At 69.2% G+C, this 17,594-nt stretch carries 19 protein-coding genes; 15 read left to right on the top strand and 4 right to left on the bottom strand.

Annotated elements, in window-relative coordinates; translation table 11 throughout:
- Positions 1-76: 76 nt before the first annotated feature.
- Positions 77-1,201 carry an AI-2E family transporter gene (locus AC07XS_RS14825; protein WP_054764399.1) on the bottom strand — a complete coding sequence of 375 codons (1,125 nt, stop codon included), beginning with the start codon at positions 1,199-1,201 and terminating at the stop codon, positions 77-79.
- 110 nt (positions 1,202-1,311) lie between these two features.
- Here AC07XS_RS14825 and AC07XS_RS14830 point away from each other — a divergent pair, with 110 nt between their 5' ends.
- The 12 genes from AC07XS_RS14830 to AC07XS_RS14885 all read left to right on the top strand — a co-directional run bounded on the left by AC07XS_RS14830 (position 1,312) and on the right by AC07XS_RS14885 (position 11,247).
- On the top strand, positions 1,312-2,835 hold the full coding sequence (locus AC07XS_RS14830; RefSeq protein ID WP_182715031.1) for a helicase HerA-like domain-containing protein: 1,524 nt from the start codon (positions 1,312-1,314) through the stop codon (positions 2,833-2,835).
- A gap of 45 nt (positions 2,836-2,880) precedes the next feature.
- Entirely contained in the window at positions 2,881-3,441 is a 561-nt protein-coding gene (locus AC07XS_RS14835) for a NifU family protein (protein WP_182715032.1), read from the top strand.
- Positions 3,442-3,499: 58 nt separating this feature from the next.
- Entirely contained in the window at positions 3,500-4,081 is a 582-nt protein-coding gene (locus AC07XS_RS14840) for a helix-turn-helix domain-containing protein (protein ID WP_182715033.1), read from the top strand.
- A gap of 45 nt (positions 4,082-4,126) precedes the next feature.
- Positions 4,127-4,534 carry a helix-turn-helix domain-containing protein gene (locus AC07XS_RS14845; RefSeq protein ID WP_054764395.1) on the top strand — a complete coding sequence of 136 codons (408 nt, stop codon included), beginning with the start codon at positions 4,127-4,129 and terminating at the stop codon, positions 4,532-4,534.
- An 82-nt stretch (positions 4,535-4,616) separates the two neighbouring features.
- Positions 4,617-5,297, top strand: a complete 681-nt coding sequence (gene tsaB, locus AC07XS_RS14850) for a tRNA (adenosine(37)-N6)-threonylcarbamoyltransferase complex dimerization subunit type 1 TsaB (protein ID WP_182715034.1) — start codon at positions 4,617-4,619, stop codon at positions 5,295-5,297.
- Positions 5,294-5,737, top strand: coding sequence for a ribosomal protein S18-alanine N-acetyltransferase (rimI, locus tag AC07XS_RS14855; RefSeq protein WP_182715035.1), 444 nt, complete (start codon positions 5,294-5,296; stop codon positions 5,735-5,737). Before tsaB ends, rimI begins: the two co-directional genes overlap by 4 nt.
- A gap of 27 nt (positions 5,738-5,764) precedes the next feature.
- A complete protein-coding gene (locus AC07XS_RS14860) occupies positions 5,765-6,250 on the top strand; it encodes a Fur family transcriptional regulator (protein ID WP_054764392.1) in 486 nt (161 codons plus the stop codon).
- Between the two features lie 44 nt (positions 6,251-6,294).
- Positions 6,295-7,710 carry a tRNA (N6-isopentenyl adenosine(37)-C2)-methylthiotransferase MiaB gene (gene miaB, locus AC07XS_RS14865; RefSeq protein WP_182715036.1) on the top strand — a complete coding sequence of 472 codons (1,416 nt, stop codon included), beginning with the start codon at positions 6,295-6,297 and terminating at the stop codon, positions 7,708-7,710.
- Positions 7,710-8,696: a PhoH family protein gene (locus tag AC07XS_RS14870; RefSeq protein ID WP_152949237.1), complete on the top strand. Its 987-nt coding sequence runs from the start codon at positions 7,710-7,712 to the stop codon at positions 8,694-8,696. The genes miaB and AC07XS_RS14870 overlap by 1 nt, the downstream gene beginning before the upstream one ends.
- Positions 8,693-9,154, top strand: a complete 462-nt coding sequence (gene ybeY / locus AC07XS_RS14875; protein ID WP_182715037.1) for an rRNA maturation RNase YbeY — start codon at positions 8,693-8,695, stop codon at positions 9,152-9,154. Before AC07XS_RS14870 ends, ybeY begins: the two co-directional genes overlap by 4 nt.
- A 4-nt stretch (positions 9,155-9,158) precedes the next feature.
- Entirely contained in the window at positions 9,159-10,811 is a 1,653-nt protein-coding gene (gene lnt, locus AC07XS_RS14880; RefSeq protein WP_182715038.1) for an apolipoprotein N-acyltransferase, read from the top strand.
- Positions 10,812-10,833: 22 nt separating this feature from the next.
- On the top strand, positions 10,834-11,247 hold the full coding sequence (locus AC07XS_RS14885) for a helix-turn-helix domain-containing protein (RefSeq protein ID WP_182715039.1): 414 nt from the start codon (positions 10,834-10,836) through the stop codon (positions 11,245-11,247).
- A gap of 6 nt (positions 11,248-11,253) precedes the next feature.
- On the opposite strand, the gene greA is transcribed toward AC07XS_RS14885, so the two are convergent.
- Complete coding sequence (gene greA, locus AC07XS_RS14890) at positions 11,254-11,733, bottom strand: transcription elongation factor GreA (protein WP_152949234.1); 480 nt, start codon at positions 11,731-11,733, stop codon at positions 11,254-11,256.
- A 63-nt stretch (positions 11,734-11,796) separates the two neighbouring features.
- Here greA and AC07XS_RS14895 point away from each other — a divergent pair, with 63 nt between their 5' ends.
- Entirely contained in the window at positions 11,797-13,023 is a 1,227-nt protein-coding gene (locus AC07XS_RS14895) for a TIGR03862 family flavoprotein (RefSeq protein ID WP_182715040.1), read from the top strand.
- Positions 13,024-13,037: 14 nt separating this feature from the next.
- Here the strand turns inward: AC07XS_RS14895 and AC07XS_RS14900 are convergent, their stop codons facing one another.
- Positions 13,038-15,410, bottom strand: coding sequence for a sensor histidine kinase (locus AC07XS_RS14900; RefSeq protein ID WP_182715041.1), 2,373 nt, complete (start codon positions 15,408-15,410; stop codon positions 13,038-13,040).
- A 128-nt stretch (positions 15,411-15,538) separates the two neighbouring features.
- On the opposite strand from AC07XS_RS14900, the gene AC07XS_RS14905 reads away from it, so the two are divergent.
- Positions 15,539-15,949, top strand: a complete 411-nt coding sequence (locus AC07XS_RS14905; protein WP_152949231.1) for a metallopeptidase family protein — start codon at positions 15,539-15,541, stop codon at positions 15,947-15,949.
- A gap of 4 nt (positions 15,950-15,953) precedes the next feature.
- Here the strand turns inward: AC07XS_RS14905 and AC07XS_RS14910 are convergent, their stop codons facing one another.
- On the bottom strand, positions 15,954-16,649 hold the full coding sequence (locus AC07XS_RS14910) for a MarC family protein (protein ID WP_054766783.1): 696 nt from the start codon (positions 16,647-16,649) through the stop codon (positions 15,954-15,956).
- Positions 16,650-16,737: 88 nt separating this feature from the next.
- On the opposite strand from AC07XS_RS14910, the gene pyrF reads away from it, so the two are divergent.
- A complete protein-coding gene (pyrF, locus tag AC07XS_RS14915) occupies positions 16,738-17,469 on the top strand; it encodes an orotidine-5'-phosphate decarboxylase (RefSeq protein WP_054764384.1) in 732 nt (243 codons plus the stop codon).
- Positions 17,470-17,594 lie beyond the last annotated feature (125 nt).

Here is a 17,594-nt window from a genome sequence, read left to right on the forward strand (position 1 = left end):
CAGATGGGAGGGCCAGGGCGGGTTTCAAGAGGCCGGCGCCAAAGCTTTCGCTGCGGCCTGACGCCGCACGGCGGCTTCAGGCTTCGTCAGCGTCGTCCTTGGAGAATGAGCCCCGCCTGTGATGCGCCGTCTTGTGTTCGTCCGCATAGGGTTCGCCGTCGCCCGACAGCAGGACGGCCATCCAGCGCGAACCCTTGAACTCGGCCAGGATCGCCATGGCCATCACGGCCAGCGGGGTCGACAGGAACATGCCGACCACGCCCCACAGCTTGCCCCAGAAGGCCAGGGCCAGCAGGACCACCACCGGGTCGATGTTCTGATTGTCGCCCTGCATGCGCGGCTGGACCAGATTGCCGACGATGAACAGAATGGTCTGAAGCCCCACCAGCAGGATCAGCGCCGGCCAGTAGCTGGGGAATTGCACCAGGGCGAACAGGGGCGGGGCCAGACCCGCCACAGCCCCGCCCAGAACCGGGATGAAGCCGACGATGAAGATGACGAAGGTCCAGAACTCCGCGTTCTGAAGCCCGACAGCCCGCATCAATATCCAGGCTGCGGCGCAGATCAGGGCCCCGGTCACGGTCTGGACCCACAGATAGCCCTCGACCCCGCCGCGGACGCGGTTGAACACCGCGATCGCTTCGTCGCGCTGATGCCTGTGGGGGAACATGGCGATGATCTTGCGCCGGAAGCCGATCTGCGAGGCCAGAAGAAATCCCAGATAGACCAGGACGAAGAAGGCGCCCGAGGCGATGCCTTGGACCTGAAAGGCCACGGAGGTCAGATAGCCGCGCAGATCGACGCCGTTGATCAGGTCCTGGGCCGTGGGCGGATTGTTCAGCCGGATCAGGGCGTAGACGTCGCGGATGATCTGGTCGATGCGCGGCCCGATGTTCTGCGACACGCCCGACGCCTCGCCGAAGAAGCCGGCGGCGCCGTTCACGATGATGGCGATGGAGGCGAAGAAGGCCAGGACCACCAGCAGCAGGGCCGCTGTCCCCGCCCAGCGGTCGTTCAAAGGGGTGCGCGCCGCCACGGACCGCTTGACCCCGTCGATCATGATCAACAGGAAAACGGCCATGGCCAGGGGCGTCAGTATGTCGCGCAGCCAGTAGAGGGCCGCACCGGCCGCGACGGTGGCGATCAAGACCAGGGCGTTTCGCGAAACGGCCGAAGACTGCATGGTGATGGGGCTCTTCATGGCCACCCTTGTCGGTGGGGCGCAGAACGCCGTCAACCGGCCTTGAAAGCGGCGGTTCCGACCCGCTCGGGACTGCGCTAGACCTTCGTCCCGCTTCTGGAGACCTTTCGATGTCCGACACCTCCGCCGGTCTTTTCCTTGGCCAGTCCGACGAGGGCCAGGACCAGGCCCTTCTGTTCCATCGGGCGAACCGCCACGGCGTGGTCGCCGGGGCGACGGGAACCGGCAAGACGGTGACGCTGCAGATCCTGGCCCAGGGCTTTTCGGACGCGGGCGTCCCGGTCTTCTGCGCCGATGTGAAGGGCGACCTGTCGGGGATCTCCCAGATCGGGACGCCGAACGAAAAGCTGCTGGCCCGCGCCGCCGACATGGGCCTGGCCCTGACGCCGTCCGCCGCGCCCACGGTGTTCTGGGATTTGTATGGTCAAAAGGGCCATCCGATCCGCACGACGATCTCCGAGATCGGCCCGGTGCTGATGGCGCGGATGCTGGACCTGAACGAGGTCCAGGAGGGGGTGCTGACGGTGGTCTTCCACGTCGCCGATCAGGAGGGGTTGCTCCTGTTGGACATCGACGATCTGCGCAGCCTTCTGGCCTATGTCGGGGAGAACGCCGAGCGGATCGGACGTGAGGTCGGCCATGTCGCCCCAGCCTCGATCGCCGCCGTTCAACGGGCGATTCTTCAGCTGGAACAGCAGGGGGGCGCGGCCTTTTTCGGCGAGCCGGCCTTGAAGCTGGAGGACGTCATCCGCGTCGGCCTGGACGGCCGGGGCCAGGTCAATGTGCTGGATTCCACCCGGCTGATGAACAGTCCGCGTCTGTATGCGGCCTTCCTGCTGTGGCTGCTGTCGGAACTGTTCGAACAGCTGCCGGAGGTCGGGGACCCGGAGAAGCCGCGTCTGGTCTTCTTCTTCGACGAGGCCCACCTGTTGTTCAACGACGCGCCGCGCGCCCTGCTGGAAAAGGTCGAACAGGTGGTGCGGCTGATCCGGTCCAAGGGGGTCGGCGTCTATTTCGTCACCCAGAATCCGGCCGATATTCCCGACAGCGTCCTGGCGCAGCTGGGCAATCGCATCCAGCACGCCCTGCGTGCCTATACGCCGTCCGAACAGAAGGGGCTGAAGGCTGCGGCCCAGAGTTTCCGCCCCAACCCCGCCTTCGACACGGCCGAAGCCATCCAGGCCCTTGGGGTCGGCGAGGCCCTGGTGTCGGTTCTGGACGACAAGGGCGCGCCCACGGTCGTGGCCCGCACCAGGATCCGGCCGCCCGCCTCGCGGCTGGGGCCGGCGACCGAGGCCGAACGCGCCGCCGTAATCGCCGCCAGCCCCGTCCAGGGCCGGTATGAGCCGGTCCTGGACCGCGAATCCGCTGAAGAAGTCCTCGCCGCCCGCCACGCCGCCGTGGAACGACAGGCTCAGGCGCAGGTGAATTCGAAGCCGCAAGGCCGGGTCAAGCGGGAAGCAGGGGCCGACCAGGACCGCGACGGGGACGGCGTCCGATCGGCGCCGCACAAGCGAGCGTCCAATCGGCAGACGCCGATGGAGGCCTTGACCAAGTCCGTGCTGCGCACGGCCGGATCGACCCTGACCCGCGAACTGCTGCGCGGCGTTCTGGGAAGCCTGCGTCGGCGTTAGCGTTTAAGACTTGCAAGCCGTCGGCGTCATGCGCATCTCCGGCCCATGTTCATCCAGACCGAGCCCACGCCCAATCCCAATGCGTTGAAGTTCCTGCCCGGCCGGGAGGTCTCGCCGTCGGCCACGCTGGAATACCGGACGATCGACGAGGCGACCGCCTCGCCGCTCGCCGAAGCCCTGTTCGAGCTGGAGGGGGTGGAGGCCGTCCTGTTCGGCGCCGACCATGTTTCCGTCGTCCGCAGCGTTTCCGGGCCGGAATGGTCGGAGATGAAGGCGCCGATCCTGGGCGTCATCATGGACCATTTCGTCTCGGGCGCGCCCCTGACGCGCGGTCAGGCTGGCGAAGCCGATCAGAACGCTGAGGCCGACAGCGAGATCGTCGCCGAGATCAAGGCCCTGCTGGACAGCCGCATCCGCCCGGCGGTGGCCCAGGACGGCGGCGACATCCTGTTCGATTCCTTCGACGAGGCCACCGGCGTCCTGTCCTTGCGGATGCGCGGCGCCTGTTCGGGTTGTCCGTCGTCCTCCGCCACCCTGAAGGCGGGGGTCGAACAGATGATGCGCCACTATGTGCCTGAGGTGACGCGGGTCGAGCAGACGATCTAGGGCGATCCCGCTTTAAATTATCGCCAGACGTGCAAGGAGGCGCCATCTTTAACTTCTGATGGCGCGCTTCGTCCCTGATCCTCATGTTCTCCGTCTCGGCGAGGCCCTCGCCGCCCTGCGTCGCCAACGCGGCCTGTCCCAGGCCGAGGCGGGCGCTCGACTGGAGATGACCAGCCAGGGTTGGGGCCTGTACGAGGCCGGTCGTCGGCCGGGCCTGTTTCGGCCGGATGTCCAGAGGCGTTTGACCGGCGCCCTGGATTCCACGCCCGAGGCCCTGGCTCTGCTGGCGGCCGGCGGTCCGGACGCGGCGCCGGCCGGTCCTGCAGCCGGTCTCGAAGCGCGGGGTCGCGCCTTCTCCGGCGCGTCCATTCCCCGGACCCATCGGCTTGAAGTGGCCGACGACGCCCTGTCGCCCTGGGCGGATCGCGGCGTCGTTCTGGAATATCGGCCAGGTCGCCCGCGACCGGGGCAGGGCTGCGTAATCCTGACGACCGACGGCCGGCGGCTGGCGCGCATTTTTGATCGCTCGGACGCCGACGGCCTGCATGTGCGGGGCGCCGGCGGTCTGGAAGGGAAGGAAGTCATCGACCCTAGCCGGGTGGCGCAGCTCTGCCTCGTCACGGCGCGCCACGAGCCATGAAACGAAAAGGTTGCACACCCGGACAGGTTGCGCCATCTTCGAGCCATGAACAGCCGCCCCGCCGCTCCCCGTCGGAACGCCCGCTCAGTCGAGGCTGTGGACCTGCATGTGGGGGCGCGGATCGCCGCTCGGCGTCAGGCCCTGGGGCTGTCTCAGACGGCGCTGGGCGAGATGGTGGGGGTCAGCTGCCAGCAGGTGCAGAAGTACGAAGGCGGGCAGAACCGGATATCGGCCGCCCGGCTGCACAATCTGGCGATCGCCCTGTCCATGCCGATCAGCGCCTTCTTTCCGGCGCGGGCGGAGGCCGGCGAGCCGACCGACCTCTCGATCATGCGAACCCTCGCCGCCACGCCGGAAGGCCTGGCCATGGCCGCCGGCTTCGCCGCCATTGAGGACCGTTCCGTAAGACAGGCCCTGACGCAGCTGGTCGAGGTTCTGTCGCGCGCGGCCTGACGCACGGTCTGAGCGGCGGCTGAGGGCGGGTTGAGGCCGCAAAGCGATTTCCCATCCGCCTGTCAGCCTCTAGAAGGCCGGCATGAGACTCTTGGTCATTGATACGGCGCTGGGCGCCTGTACGGCGGCGGTTTTTGAGGACGACCGGCCCCTGTCGGTGCGGTTCGAACCGATGGCCAAGGGCCACCAGGAACGGCTGGGCGGTCTGGTGCGCGACGTCATGACCGAGGCGGGGGGCGGTTTCGATCGTCTTGATCGGATCGGCGTCACGGTCGGGCCGGGCTCCTTCACTGGTTTGAGAGTGGGCCTGGCCTTCGCCCAGGGTCTGGGCGCCGCCCTGGGGCGGCCGGTCGTGGGGGTGTCCACGCTGGACGCCCTGGCTGATCCCCTGGCGACGGCGGGCGTCCCGGTCGCGGCCCTGATCGACGCCCGGCGGGGTCAGGTCTACGCCAAATTCTTCTCGGACGGCCGGACCCTCGGCCCGGAAGAGGCCCTGCCCTTGGAGGCGGCCGCCGACCGCATCGCCGCTCTTGGGACGAAGGTTCAGGCGGTCGGCAGCGGGGCCGGTCTTCTGAGCGAAGCCTATCCTGAGCTGAGCCTGGCCTCGGCCGATCCCGTCGTCGCCCCCGCGCCGACGGCCCTGGCTCGGCTGACCCGGTTCGCCGATCCCGCCGCCTATCCGCCCCGGCCCCTGTATCTGCGCGCGCCCGATGCGGCGCCGCCCACCCGTCTGCCGGGACAGCCCCGCCAGACCGCGCCATGATCCGTCCCGATCCCGCCGCCTTGGCCGCCGTCCATGCGCGAGCCTTTCCGGCGCCCTGGAGCCGGGACGAGTTCGCCGCCCTGCTGGCCCAGCCCGGCGTCTTAGCGGTGGTCGAACCGGACGGCTTCATCCTGATCCGGATCGTGCTGGATGAGGCCGAGATCCTGACCCTGGCGGTGCGGCCCGAGGCGCGGCGGGCCGGCCTAGGCGGGAGACTGGTCGGTCAGGCGGCCGTCGCCGCCGCCCAGGCCGGGGCCGTGCGCCTGTTTCTGGAGGTGGCCGAGGACAATACGGCCGCCCGCGCCCTTTACGACCGCGCCGGCTTCCGCCCGATCGGGCGACGCAAGGCCTATTATGCACGGCCCGACGGGGGTCGAACCGACGCCCTGGTGCTGGGACGCGATCTTGCGATGAATCCGGACACGGCGCCGCTTCCCTGAAGCGGCCTGAGCCCCTATTCTAGCCCTATGGACCGGATTGAAAAACTCTGCGCCGACCGCGGCATGCGTATGACCGAACAGCGCCGGGTGATCGCCCGGGTGCTCTCCTCGGCGGAAGACCACCCCGATGTGGAGGAGCTGTACCGCCGCGCCTCCTCGATCGATCCGCATATTTCGATCGCCACCGTCTATCGCACCGTGCGCCTGTTCGAAGAGGCGGGCGTGGTCGAGAAGCACGACTTCGGCGACGGGCGCAGCCGCTATGAAGAGGCCGGCGACGACCATCACGATCACTTGATCGACACCAAGACCGGCGAGGTGATCGAATTCTTCGACGCCGAGATCGAAAAGCTGAAAAGCGAAATCGCCGAACGGCTGGGCTTCGAACTGATCGGCCACAAGCTGGAACTGTACGGCGTGCCGATCGACGGCGCCGAACCGTCCAAGCGTGAAGGACTGATCTTCAAACGCCATGCCGCGCGCGTGGCGCCCGAAGACGTGGATGCGGGCTGAAACCCGGTCTTGTTCTCGCCGGTTCGGGCGATCATAAGCCCGACATGACCGAGACCCTGGTTCCCAAAGCCGAGGCCGCGCAGAACACGCCGTCCAAGCGGCTGTTCATCAAGACCTACGGCTGTCAGATGAATGTCTATGACAGCGAGCGCATGGCCGATGTGCTGCGGCCGCTGGGCTATGCCGTGACGGAGGAGGTCGAGGCGGCCGACTTCGTCATTCTGAACACCTGCCATATCCGCGAGAAGGCGGCCGAGAAGATCTATTCCGAGCTCGGCAAGATCCGCGAGCTGCGCGACCTCAAGCGCCAGGCGGGCGGCGACATGACCATCGCCGTCGCCGGCTGCGTCGCCCAGGCCGAGGGCGAGGAGATCATGAAACGCCAGCCGGCGGTCGACATCGTCGTCGGCCCGCAGGCCTATCATCAGCTGCCCGAGCTTCTGACCCGCACGGCGCGGGCCCGGGGCGAACGGATCGGCGCCGACTTCGCGCCTGACGACAAGTTCGACGCCCTGCCTGCCGCCCGTTTCACCGAGGGGCCGACCGCCTTCCTGACGGTGCAGGAAGGCTGCGACAAGTTCTGCACCTTCTGCGTGGTGCCCTATACGCGGGGCGCAGAATGGTCGCGGCCCCTGGCCTCGGTGCTGGAAGAGGCGCGACAGCTGGCCGGTCGCGGCGTGCGCGAGGTCACCCTGCTGGGCCAGAACGTCAACGCCTATGACGGCGAGCGGCCGGATGGGCGCAAGTCCAGCCTGGCCGAACTGGCCTACGCCCTGGCCGAGATCCCCGGCCTGGACCGGATCCGCTATACGACCAGCCATCCCAACGACATGTCGGACGACCTGATCGCCGCCCACGGCGATCTGGACGCCCTGATGCCCTATCTCCACCTGCCGGTTCAGGCGGGCTCGGACCGCATCCTGCGGCTGATGAACCGCAAGCACGGCCGTCAGACCTACCTCGATCTGATCGCCCGCATCCGCGAAGCCCGGCCCGACATGGCGCTGTCGGGCGACTTCATCGTCGGCTTCCCCGGAGAGACGGATCGCGAGTTCGAGGAGACGCTCGATCTGGTGCGCCAGGTCCGATACGCCTCGGCCTTCGCCTTCATGTATTCGCCTCGTCCCGGCACCCCAGCCGCCGGCATGGGCCGTCAGATCGAGCCCGAGGTCGCCAAGGAACGGCTGCACCGGCTGATTGACCTAGTGACGGAACAGCAGACGGCCTTCAACCAGGCCCAGGCGGGCCGGACCCTGAATGTCCTGTTCGACCGCAAGGGCCGCCATCCCGATCGCCGCCAGGCCATCGGTCGCTCGCCCTATCTCCAGTCGGTCCATGTCGACGACGCGGATCATCTGATCGGCCAGATCGTTCCGGTCGAAATCATTTCCGGTCAGCAGAACAGTCTGACGGGCCGGCTTGTCGCCCCAGGGGCGGCGGAAAAGGAAAAGGCGGCCTAGTGGCAAGAGAGTCCGAGTTCGTTCCCCTGAATGACGCCGAACTGAGGGCGGTGATCGGACCCAACAGCCGTCACGTCGCCCTGATCGAGGACGCCTTCAAGGTTCTGGTCGAGGCGCCGGGCGGCGGGGTCTCCGTCAATGGAGGTACGCGCGACCGGGCCGACGCCCGCCGTGTCATTGAGGATCTGGCCAAGCGCGCCGCCTTGGGGGCCGAGGTCACAGAGGCTGATGTGCGCGCCGCCCTGGGTCAGGCGCGGGGCGGCAAGGGCGCGCCGGGCCTGGCGGCGGCGGGCGTCTCCCTGCCCGGCGGCAAGCGCGGCGCCATCGTGCCCAAGACCAAGGCCCAGGCCGCCTATGTCGACATGCTGGGCCGGTGCGAGCTCAGCTTCGGGGTCGGCCCGGCCGGCACGGGCAAGACCTTCCTGGCGGCCGCCTACGGCGCCTCCCTGCTGCGGCGCGGCCAGGTGGACCGGCTGGTCATCACCCGCCCGGCGGTCGAGGCGGGCGAGAAGCTGGGCTTTCTGCCAGGCGACCTGAACGAAAAGGTCGATCCCTATCTGGCCCCAATCTGGGAGGCGCTGAACGACATTCTCGGCGCCGAGGACGTGCAGCGCCGCCGCGACAAGGGCGAGATCGAGGCCGCCCCCATCGCCTTCATGCGCGGCCGCACCCTCAGCCACGCCTTCGTCATCGTCGACGAGGCCCAGAACACCTCGCGTCTGCAGATGAAGATGGTCCTGACCCGTCTCGGCGAGGGGGCGCGGATGGTGGTGACGGGCGACCCGTCCCAGATCGATCTGCTGAACCCGCGCGATTCCGGCCTGGCCCATGCCCTGCGGATCCTGGACGGGGTCCAGGGCGTCGGCATCCTGAGGTTCGCGGCCGAGGACGTGGTGCGCCACGCCATGGTCGAGCGGATCGTGCGCGCCTATGACGCCGACGCCGCCCGGTCCCGTCCGACCCCGGACCTTGAAGACGCCGAATGATCGACATCGAAATCGAGGCCGAGGCCTGGACCGCCGTCCTGCCGGACGTCGCAGCCGCAGCGGAACGGGCCGCAGCGGCGGCCCTGGGCGCCGTGGCGGGCGACGTCGTCGTCCTGCTGACCGACGACGAGGCGGTGCGGGAACTGAACGCCCGGTTCCGAGACAAGGACAAGCCGACCAATGTCCTGTCCTTTCCTGCGCCCGAGAACGCCGCGCCGCATCTGGGCGACATCGTTCTGGCCTATGGCGTCTGCGCGACCGAGGCGGAAGTTCAGGGCAAGAGCCTGTCGGACCATCTGAGCCATCTGGTCGTCCATGGCGTGCTGCACCTGTTGGGCCGCGATCATGAGGATGAGGCCGAGGCCGAGGCGATGGAGGCCGAGGAGCGCGAGATCCTGGCCGAACTGGGCGTCGCCGACCCCTATGCCGCCGATGTCTCTGTAGATGGGCAGGACTGACCCGATGTTTCCCGACGCCGCGCTCGACCGTTTCGCCGCCCGCGTTCGCGCCCTTCCCGAGAAACGTCGCGCCTGGACCTGGCGTCTGATCCGCATCGGTCTGGCCTTGTCGGCCGGGGCGGGGACGGCCCTGGCCCATCCGCCGTTCGGGGTGCTGGTCGGCCTCCTGGGCTATCCGCTGCTGATGATCCTGTCGGAGCGGTCGGACGCCCCGCGCGGCGCCTTCTGGATGGGCTGGCTGGCGGGCTTCGCCTATTTCTTCATCGGCTGCTGGTGGGTGGCGGAGGCCTTCTTCGTCAATCCGGAACAGGCCTGGATGGCGCCCTTCGCCGCCAGCCTGCTGCCGGCCGGCCTAGGCCTGTTCTGGGGCGCCGCCTGCGCCCTCTATCGTCGGTTCGCCCCGATCGGCGTGGTCCGGGTTCTGTTGTTCGCCGCCCTGTTCTGCGCCGCCGAATGGCTGCGCGGCCATGTGCTGACCGGCTTTCCCTGGAACCCGGCTGGGGCGACCTGGCGGGCGGGCGGCGGCATGTCGCAGTTCGCCTCGGTGGTCGGGGTCTATGGAATGAGCTTGATCACGGTGGCCTCGACCGCCGCCCTGGCGCCCCTGGTCGGACCCGGCGCAGCGCGCGGCCGCCTGATCTCGGCGGGGTCGGGCCTTCTGGTTCTGGCCGCCGTCGGCCTCTTCGGCGCCGTGCGGCTGGCCCAGGCCGAGTTGCGGTTCACCGACACCGTGGTTCGCCTGGTCCAGGCCGACGTCAAACAGGAAACCAAGTGGTCGCCCGAGGCCTATCGCTCCATCGTCGATCGCTATGTCGCCCTGACGGGACAGCCGGCCGCCCGCACGCCCGACGTGGTGGTCTGGCCCGAGGGCGCCCTGCCGGCCTCGGCCAATGACGTCTTCGCCTCGGCGGATGCGGCCGCCATCGCCGGCGCCGTGCGGCCGGGGCAAACCTTGATGATGGGGCTGGCGCGGGGCGAACCTGATCCAACGGCCCCAGAGGGAGCCCGCTATTACAACAGCCTGTTCGCCCTGGTGGACGAAGGCGGGCCGGGCCTGCGGATCGCCGCCGTCTATGACAAGCATCGGCTGGTGCCGTTCGGCGAGTATCTGCCCCTGGGTTCGATCATGACGGCCGTCGGGCTTCGCAGCCTGGTTCACATGCCGAGCGATTTCTCCGCCGGGCCCATTCCTGCGCCCATCCGCGTTCCGGGCGTTCCGCCGGTCCAGCCGCTGATCTGTTATGAAAGCCTTTATCCCGGCTTCACGCCCGGCGCGGACGGGCGTCCCGACTGGATCGTCAACGCCTCGAACGACGCCTGGTTCGGCGCGACCTCCGGGCCGCCCCAGCATTTGAACCTGGCCAGCTATCGCGCCATCGAGACCGGCCTGCCCATCGCGCGAGCCACGCCGACGGGAATCTCGGCCATGATCGACCCCTGGGGCCGGATCGTTCAGAATCAAAGGCTTGATCCCGGTGTCGCCGGGGTGATCGATGCGCCCTTGCCGCGCCCGACGGCGGTGACCCCCTACGGCCGATGGGGCGACGCGTTCTTTTTCGCGGGTCTTCTGGCCGCCCTGGCGATTTCCCTTTTCGCCGGCCGCCGTCCCGGCTTGTGGCCGTTGACCTCTCCCACTAGGCTTCGCCTTAGGGGCTGACAGCGGGACGAGGGGAATCGGGATGGCGCGCGAAAAGCTCGAGGAGCCCCATCCCGTCGATATCCACGTCGGCCGCCGCGTTCAGGAGAAGCGTCTGGGCCTGGGTTTGACCCAAAGCGCCCTGGCGCGCGCCTTGGGCGTCAGTTTCCAGCAGGTTCAGAAGTACGAGAAGGGCACGAACCGCGTCTCGGCCTCGAAACTGTTCGAAATGGCCGACTTCATGAAGGTGGAGATTCCCTACTTCTTTTCGGGTTTTCGTGCGGCCCAGGCCGGCGTGGGCGAGGAGGAGGCGCCCGCCTTCGACCACGAGCCCCGGATGACCAAACACAGTGTCGAGATCGCCCGTCTGGCGCCGCATCTGCCCCTGCGAAATCAGAAGCTGATCCTGGACATGATCCGCGAGATGCTGGGAGACGCCGCCGAAAAGCCGAGCTGAAGGCGGTCAGCCGACGGCCGTGATCTCCACCGTCCGGCCCGCCACCACCACCTCGTCGCCGATGCGCCGGCCCAGAACGGCGCGGGCCAGCGGCGACACATGGCTGACCGAGCCCTTCGCGGGATCGGCCTCGTCCTCGCCGACGATGCGCCAGGTCTGAGATCGCCCGTCGTCGCGCTCGATGCAGACCGAGCCTCCGAAACGAACGCGCCCGTCGGTCTCGCCCGGCTCCACCAGCTGGGCCGACGCCCTGCGGGCCGACCAGTAGCGCAGATCGCGGGTGGCGCGGGCCATGGCGGTCCGATCGCTTTCGATCGACCCCTTGATCTGGGCTGCGGCGTAGGCGGCGCGCGCGGAGGCCAGTTCGGCCTCGATTTGGGCCAGGCCTTCGGCCGTGACCAGGTTGGGGTGGGGCGAGATCGGCCGGTCCGCCAGGTCGGCGGCGGTGGCTTCCAGATCTTCTTCTCGGGTGAAGGCGACGCTCATCGGCCGAACATAACCATCCCGCCCCCTATAGCCAGCGTCGCGGTGAGCGGGCAAAGCGGGGCGATGACCCACTCCGACCGCCAAGCCGAGCCCGCCATCCATGTGATCGGCGCCGGACCGGCCGGCCTGACGGCCGCCGAGCACCTGGCCCAGGCCGGATGGAAGGTGGTGGTGCATGAACAGACGCCGTCTCCGGCGCGAAAACTGCTGATGGCCGGGCGCGGCGGTCTGAACCTGACCCATTCGGAGCCGATGGAGCGCTTTCTGAGCCGGTACGGTCCGGCGGCTGAAACAGCGAGGGCCTGGATCGCCGACTTCGGGCCGGATGATCTGATCGCCTGGGTCGAGGGCCTGGGCCAGCCGACCTTCGTCGGTTCCAGCGGGCGCGTCTTCCCGCGCGCCATGAAGGCCTCGCCCCTGCTCCGCGCCTGGCTGGCGCGGCTGGAAGGGCTGGGCGTCGAAATCCGCACGCGGTCGCGCTGGATCGGCTGGTCGGGGCCGGATCTGGTGTTCGAAACGCCTGACGGCGAGCGGCGAGTGCGGCCTGACGCCGTCGTCCTGGCCCTGGGCGGCGCCAGCTGGCCGCGTCTGGGGTCGGACGGCGACTGGAAGCCGTGGCTGGAGGCCCAAGGGGTGGCCGTCGCCCCCTTCCGCCCCGCCAACGTCGGCTTTGACGTGGATTGGTCCGCCGCCTTTCGCGCGCGGTTCGCCGGGCGGCCCCTGAAGCCCGTCTCGGTCCGCCTGAGGGATCGAACGGTGCCGGGCGAGGTCATGGTCACGCGCTATGGACTGGAAGGCGGGGCGATCTACGCCCTGTCCGCGGCCCTGCGTGAGGCGATCGAGGCCGACGGTCAGGTCGAAATCCACCTTGATCTGAAGCCCGGCCTGACGGTCGAACAGCTGGCGGAGCGCCTGGCGCGCCCCAGGGCCAAGGCCAGTCTGGCCACCCACCTGCGTAAGACGGTGAAACTGGACCCATCGGCCGTCGCCCTCCTGCGCGAGACCGGTTCCCTGCCGGCCGATCCTCTCAGCCTGGCGCAGCGCATCAAGGCCGCGCCCGTCCGGCTGACAGGGTTCCAAGGGCTGGACCGGGCCATCTCCACGGCGGGCGGGGTGGCGCTGGAGGCGGTGGACGCCCGCTCGATGTTGATCGCCAGGCCGGGCGTCTTCGTCGCGGGCGAGATGCTGAACTGGGAGGCGCCGACCGGCGGCTATCTGCTTCAGGCCAGTTTCGCCTCAGGCGTCGCGGCGGCGCGCGGCCTGCTCGACTGGTTGGGGTCGAAGGGCTGAGAGACGGCTCCGGCTCAGCCGGCCGCCTCGGCGGCTTGGGGCTGATCCAGCTGCAGTTCGGGCGGGGCGGCGGTGGTGGCCGCGCCGTAGGGCAGATGCAGGATGAAGGCGGCGCCCTTTCCGGGTTCGCTTTCCACCTCGGCCCAGCCGCCGTGCAGTTCGACCAGGGCCTTGACCAGGGCCAGGCCGACGCCCGGCCCGCCGCGCTCGCGCCGGACGAAGCGATCGAACACATGGGCCTGCAGATGATAGGGGATGCCGCGCCCCGTATCGGAAACGGTCAGCCGTACCTCCGACGCCCCGGCCTCGGCCGTCAAGGTGACGGCCCCGCCTTCGGAAACGGCGCGGGCGGCGTTTTCCAGCAGATGATCCAGGGCCTGGCCGATCCGGTGCTCGTCGGCCCGAATGGGGTTGAGATCGGCGGCGCAGGCGACGGTCAGGACGGCGCCGCGCCCCTCGACCTTGGGCCGCACCTTTTCGGCCGCCTCGTTCAGCAGGTCGCAGACCCGGACGTCGCCCAGCGACAGCTCCATCTCGCCGGCGTCGATCTGGGCCATGTCCAGAACGTCGTCGATCGAGCGGGCCAGCTGGACGGCGGCGACGCGGATGGCGCCCGCATGCTGGCGGCTGCGCTCGGGCAGATCGCCCATCGTCTCCAGCAGTTCGGAATAGCCGACGATCGTCGTCAAAGGCGTGCGGAGTTCATAGGAGACATTGCCCACGAACTCGCGCTTCAAGGCCTGGCTTTCCGCCAGGGCCTGTTCGCGCTGAACCAGGGCCTGTTCCAGGCCCCGACGGGCCGTCACGTCGGAAAAGGCGACCAGGGTGGCGCCGTCCGGCAGGGGGCGGGTCTGCCAGGCGGCGATGCGGCCGTCGATCGTGCGCCCCTCGCCCGAGATGGCGATGCGGCTTTCGGGGTCCGGATCGGCGACGCGGGCCTTCAATCCCAGCCACAGGGCCGGATCGGGCAGGACGGCCTTGCACAGTTCGGCCAGGGCGTCGAAGTCGATCGAGGCGGCGATCCGATCGCCGGGCAGACGCCAGAAGGTCTCGAAGGCTTCATTGTGCAGCCGCAGCCGCCCGTCCGAGCCGAAGACGGCGACGGCGTCGTTCAGCTTGTCGAGCGTCGCCCTTTGCACCTGGATCTGGGCGTTGAACCGGCTGCGCAGATTCAGTTCGTCGGTGATGTCCGAGAAGATCAGCAATATGCCGCCCAGCGGATGGGGCTGGCGCACGACTCGGAGCGTCCGCCCGTCGGGCAGGGACCAGCTGTCGTCCGGCGCGGCCTGGGACGCGCCGTAGAATTCCAGCTCGCGGGCCTTCCATCCGGCGTAGTCCACCACCTCCGGCAGGCGGCGGCGCTGGCGCAGCCGGTCCAGCAGCTCGGCATGGGTCGGCCGTTCGTCCAGCCAGGCGGGGTCCAGGTCGAACAGGGTCTGGAAGGCGGTGTTGTGAAAGGCCAGGCGTTTGGAGGGGCCGAAGATGGCGACCGCATCGGCGAGGTGGTTCAGCGTCTCGTCGTGGGCGTCGACGTGGCGGCGCAGGGTGTCGCGGGTCTCTTCGGCCTCCGTCACCTCGATGGCGAAGGCGGTCACGGCGCCGCCGGCCGCCGGTTCGGCGATGATCCGCCAGGCCCGGCGATGGCCGCCGCCGGTCGTCCAGCGGAACCCTTCCTGACGCAGCCCCAGCCGGCCCGCCTCGGCGATCAGGGCGTCGGCCCCGCGGTCGAACGACAGGCCCTTGTCCAGCGCCTCATCCACCGTCTGGGCGCCGATCTCGGTCAGCCAGGCGCGGTTGGCCCAGGCCAGTCGTCCGGCGCCGTCCACGATCCAGGTCGGAATCGGCGAGGCGTCGCCCAGCAGAGACAGGCCGCTCTCGGTCGCATCGGCTCCGGTCAGGACCACGCGCGACGCCGGCGACAGGCGCAGCCAGGCCACCCCGCCGGCGACCCGGCCTTCGACGCGCCAAGGCTCGACGTCGCCGAGATCGATCAAGCTCTCGAACGCCTTTCCGGCCTCGACCAGGGCGTCGATCGAAACCGCATGGCTCAACCTCAGCCGCGTCAGTATGGCCTCGCCCGCCTCGCCTTGATCCATGCCCGACCCCGCGGCGGCGTCCGAGGCGGTCAGTCGGGCGATCAGTTCGGCGGGGCCGATGGGCGCGCCGCTCGCCTCGCCTTCGGCCGTCAAGGCCAGGCTGACGTCGTCGAAGGCGCGCAACATGCTGTCGTGGCGGCTTAGATCGGCCTGGGCGGCGTCACGGTCCCGCTCGGCGGCGGCGACGGCGGCGCTCAGACGCGCGCGCAGCCGCAAGGCCCAGGCGCTGACGCCCAAGGCCAGTCCGGCTGCGCCTGCAGTGGCGACATAGGCGATGTCGGCCTCGGCCATTCTTGTCCTTGAGTCCCGCGCCCTGATTCGCCTTTACCATACCTCAATGCAGCACGAAAAAGTCAGACCCTCCGATCGCGTCATCGCGCCCCGTTGCGCGCCCCGCCGACCGCGGCGATAGCGGACGGATGACAGAGCCCGCTCCCGACCTTTTCGCCCCCTCCCTGGACGATTTCGCGCGTCTGGCCCGTCAGGCCTTCGACGCCCTGCCGGCCGAGTTCAGGGCGGCGGCGGGGGAGGTGGTGTTCCGCATCGACGACTTCGCCGACGAACAGACCCTGGCCGAGATGGAGATCGAAGACCCCTTCGAACTGACCGGCCTCTACTACGGGGTGGACATCGGGCGGCGCGACAGCCTGGGGCCGGCGCCCGAGCCCTCGCGGATCTTCCTGTATCGCCGCCCCATACTGGACGAATGGTGCGAGCGCGGCGACGTGGGCCTGGCCGAGCTGATCGCCCATGTCCTGATCCACGAGATCGGCCACCATTTCGGCCTGTCCGACGACGACATCCACGCCATCGAGGACGCCGCCGACTGAAGCTTCAGGAGGCGGCGGGATAGGGGGTGGTCACGGCGCCGGAGATCATGCCGGGGATGGCTTCGCCCAGGCCCAGCAGGATGAACTGGATGGCCAGGGCGCACAGGATCAGGCCCAGCACCTTGACGATGATGGCCATGCCGACCTCGCCCAGCACCCGGCTCAGATAGCCGGTGAGGGCGAAACAGATGCAGGAGACGACGCAGGCGGCGGCGATGGCGACGACCGAGCCCGCCATGCCGGCGTAACCCAGTTGAGCGGCCTCGCCCGCATTGATGATCACGGCCGAGATGGCGCCCGGACCGATCATCAGCGGGATGGCGAAGGGCACGACCAGACGCTGGAACCGCCGGCGGGCGTAGCCGCGCACATCCTTGCTGTCGCTCAAGGCGTCCTTGTCGGCGAACATCGCCAGAAAGTCCCCGCGCGCCATGTCCAGCCCCAGGAACAGCAGCAAAATGCCCCCGGCGATGCGGAAGGCCGCCAGGGAAATGCCGAAGAACTGCAGCAGGCCCAAGCCCGTGAACAGGAAGAAGCTGAGGAACAGCATGGCGAACAGGCAGATCAGGGCCGAGACCGAGATCCGCTGACGCAGGGTGGCCCCGGCGGTCGCGGCGGCGAAGATCGGCAGATTGCCGATCGGGTCCAACAGGGCGAACAGGGTCACGAACAGGTTGACACCCAGATCGACCGCGTTCATCGCCTCGCCTCGCTCTTGAAATTCCACACGCCGGCCGCGCCGACGCACCTTCAGCGTTCCGGCATAGCCGCTCAGCGCGAGTCCGTCGATGACCCAGGTCCAAACCGTCGCCCCCAATCGCGGTCCCGACGAACGGATCATCTGCGCCCTGGACGTGCCGACGGTCGCAGAGGCCGCCGCCCTGGTCGGGCGGGTTCAGGATGCGGCGGGCTTCTACAAGATCGGGCTGCAGCTGTTCGCCGTCGGCGGCATGGAGCTGGCGCGCGACCTGAAGGCCGAGGGCCGCAAGGTGTTTCTGGACTGGAAGCTGCACGACATCGGCGCGACGGTCGAAAAGGCGGCGGCGAATCTGGCGGCCTCGGGTTGCGACCTGCTCACCGTCCACGCCCGGCCCCAGGTCATGGCGGCGGCGGCGCGGGGCGTGGCCGGATCAGGGCTCAAGGTTTTGGGCGTGACCGTTCTGACCAGCCTGACGGCCGAGGATCTGGCGGCGGACGACCACAGTCTGTCGCCGGCCGAACTGGTGGAGCTGCGTGTGCGGCAGGCGCTTGAGGCGGGGATCGACGGGGTGGTCTCCAGCCCGCAGGAGGCGGCCCGGGTGCGCGAGATCGCACAGGCCGCCGGCCGGCCCGACTTTCTGATCGTGACGCCCGGCGTTCGGCCTGCGGGGTCGGCCCTGGACGATCAAGCCCGCGCCGCCACGCCCGAGGCTGCGCTTCAGGCCGGCGCCACCCATCTGGTGATCGGCCGGCCGATCACGGCGGCGGCCGACCCCCGCGCCGCCGCCCTGGCCGTCGCCGAAAGCATCGCCCTGATCTGATCAGCCGCGCTCGCCCGGTTCCTGGGCGTAGTACTGGCGGGGCGGGGCTTGCGGCGGAACATTGCCGGGCGGCGGCAGGTCGCCGTAATAGTCCGTCGTCGTCGGCGGCGGCGGCGGCGGAGGGG

Source organism: Brevundimonas sp. GW456-12-10-14-LB3 (genome assembly GCF_059424365.1).

Coding starts and splice junctions, on each gene's coding strand:
- AC07XS_RS14825 (WP_054764399.1), bottom strand. CDS start 1,201: ATGAAGAGCCCCATCACCATGCAGTCTTCGGCCGTTTCGCGAAACGCC.
- AC07XS_RS14830 (WP_182715031.1), top strand. CDS start 1,312: ATGTCCGACACCTCCGCCGGTCTTTTCCTTGGCCAGTCCGACGAGGGC.
- ybeY (WP_182715037.1), top strand. CDS start 8,693: ATGATCGACATCGAAATCGAGGCCGAGGCCTGGACCGCCGTCCTGCCG.
- AC07XS_RS14905 (WP_152949231.1), top strand. CDS start 15,539: ATGACAGAGCCCGCTCCCGACCTTTTCGCCCCCTCCCTGGACGATTTC.
- AC07XS_RS14845 (WP_054764395.1), top strand. CDS start 4,127: ATGAACAGCCGCCCCGCCGCTCCCCGTCGGAACGCCCGCTCAGTCGAG.
- AC07XS_RS14885 (WP_182715039.1), top strand. CDS start 10,834: ATGGCGCGCGAAAAGCTCGAGGAGCCCCATCCCGTCGATATCCACGTC.
- AC07XS_RS14910 (WP_054766783.1), bottom strand. CDS start 16,649: ATGAACGCGGTCGATCTGGGTGTCAACCTGTTCGTGACCCTGTTCGCC.
- AC07XS_RS14900 (WP_182715041.1), bottom strand. CDS start 15,410: ATGGCCGAGGCCGACATCGCCTATGTCGCCACTGCAGGCGCAGCCGGA.
- AC07XS_RS14840 (WP_182715033.1), top strand. CDS start 3,500: ATGGCGCGCTTCGTCCCTGATCCTCATGTTCTCCGTCTCGGCGAGGCC.
- lnt (WP_182715038.1), top strand. CDS start 9,159: ATGTTTCCCGACGCCGCGCTCGACCGTTTCGCCGCCCGCGTTCGCGCC.
- miaB (WP_182715036.1), top strand. CDS start 6,295: ATGACCGAGACCCTGGTTCCCAAAGCCGAGGCCGCGCAGAACACGCCG.
- AC07XS_RS14895 (WP_182715040.1), top strand. CDS start 11,797: ATGACCCACTCCGACCGCCAAGCCGAGCCCGCCATCCATGTGATCGGC.
- tsaB (WP_182715034.1), top strand. CDS start 4,617: ATGAGACTCTTGGTCATTGATACGGCGCTGGGCGCCTGTACGGCGGCG.
- rimI (WP_182715035.1), top strand. CDS start 5,294: ATGATCCGTCCCGATCCCGCCGCCTTGGCCGCCGTCCATGCGCGAGCC.
- pyrF (WP_054764384.1), top strand. CDS start 16,738: ATGACCCAGGTCCAAACCGTCGCCCCCAATCGCGGTCCCGACGAACGG.
- greA (WP_152949234.1), bottom strand. CDS start 11,733: ATGAGCGTCGCCTTCACCCGAGAAGAAGATCTGGAAGCCACCGCCGCC.
- AC07XS_RS14835 (WP_182715032.1), top strand. CDS start 2,881: ATGTTCATCCAGACCGAGCCCACGCCCAATCCCAATGCGTTGAAGTTC.
- AC07XS_RS14860 (WP_054764392.1), top strand. CDS start 5,765: ATGGACCGGATTGAAAAACTCTGCGCCGACCGCGGCATGCGTATGACC.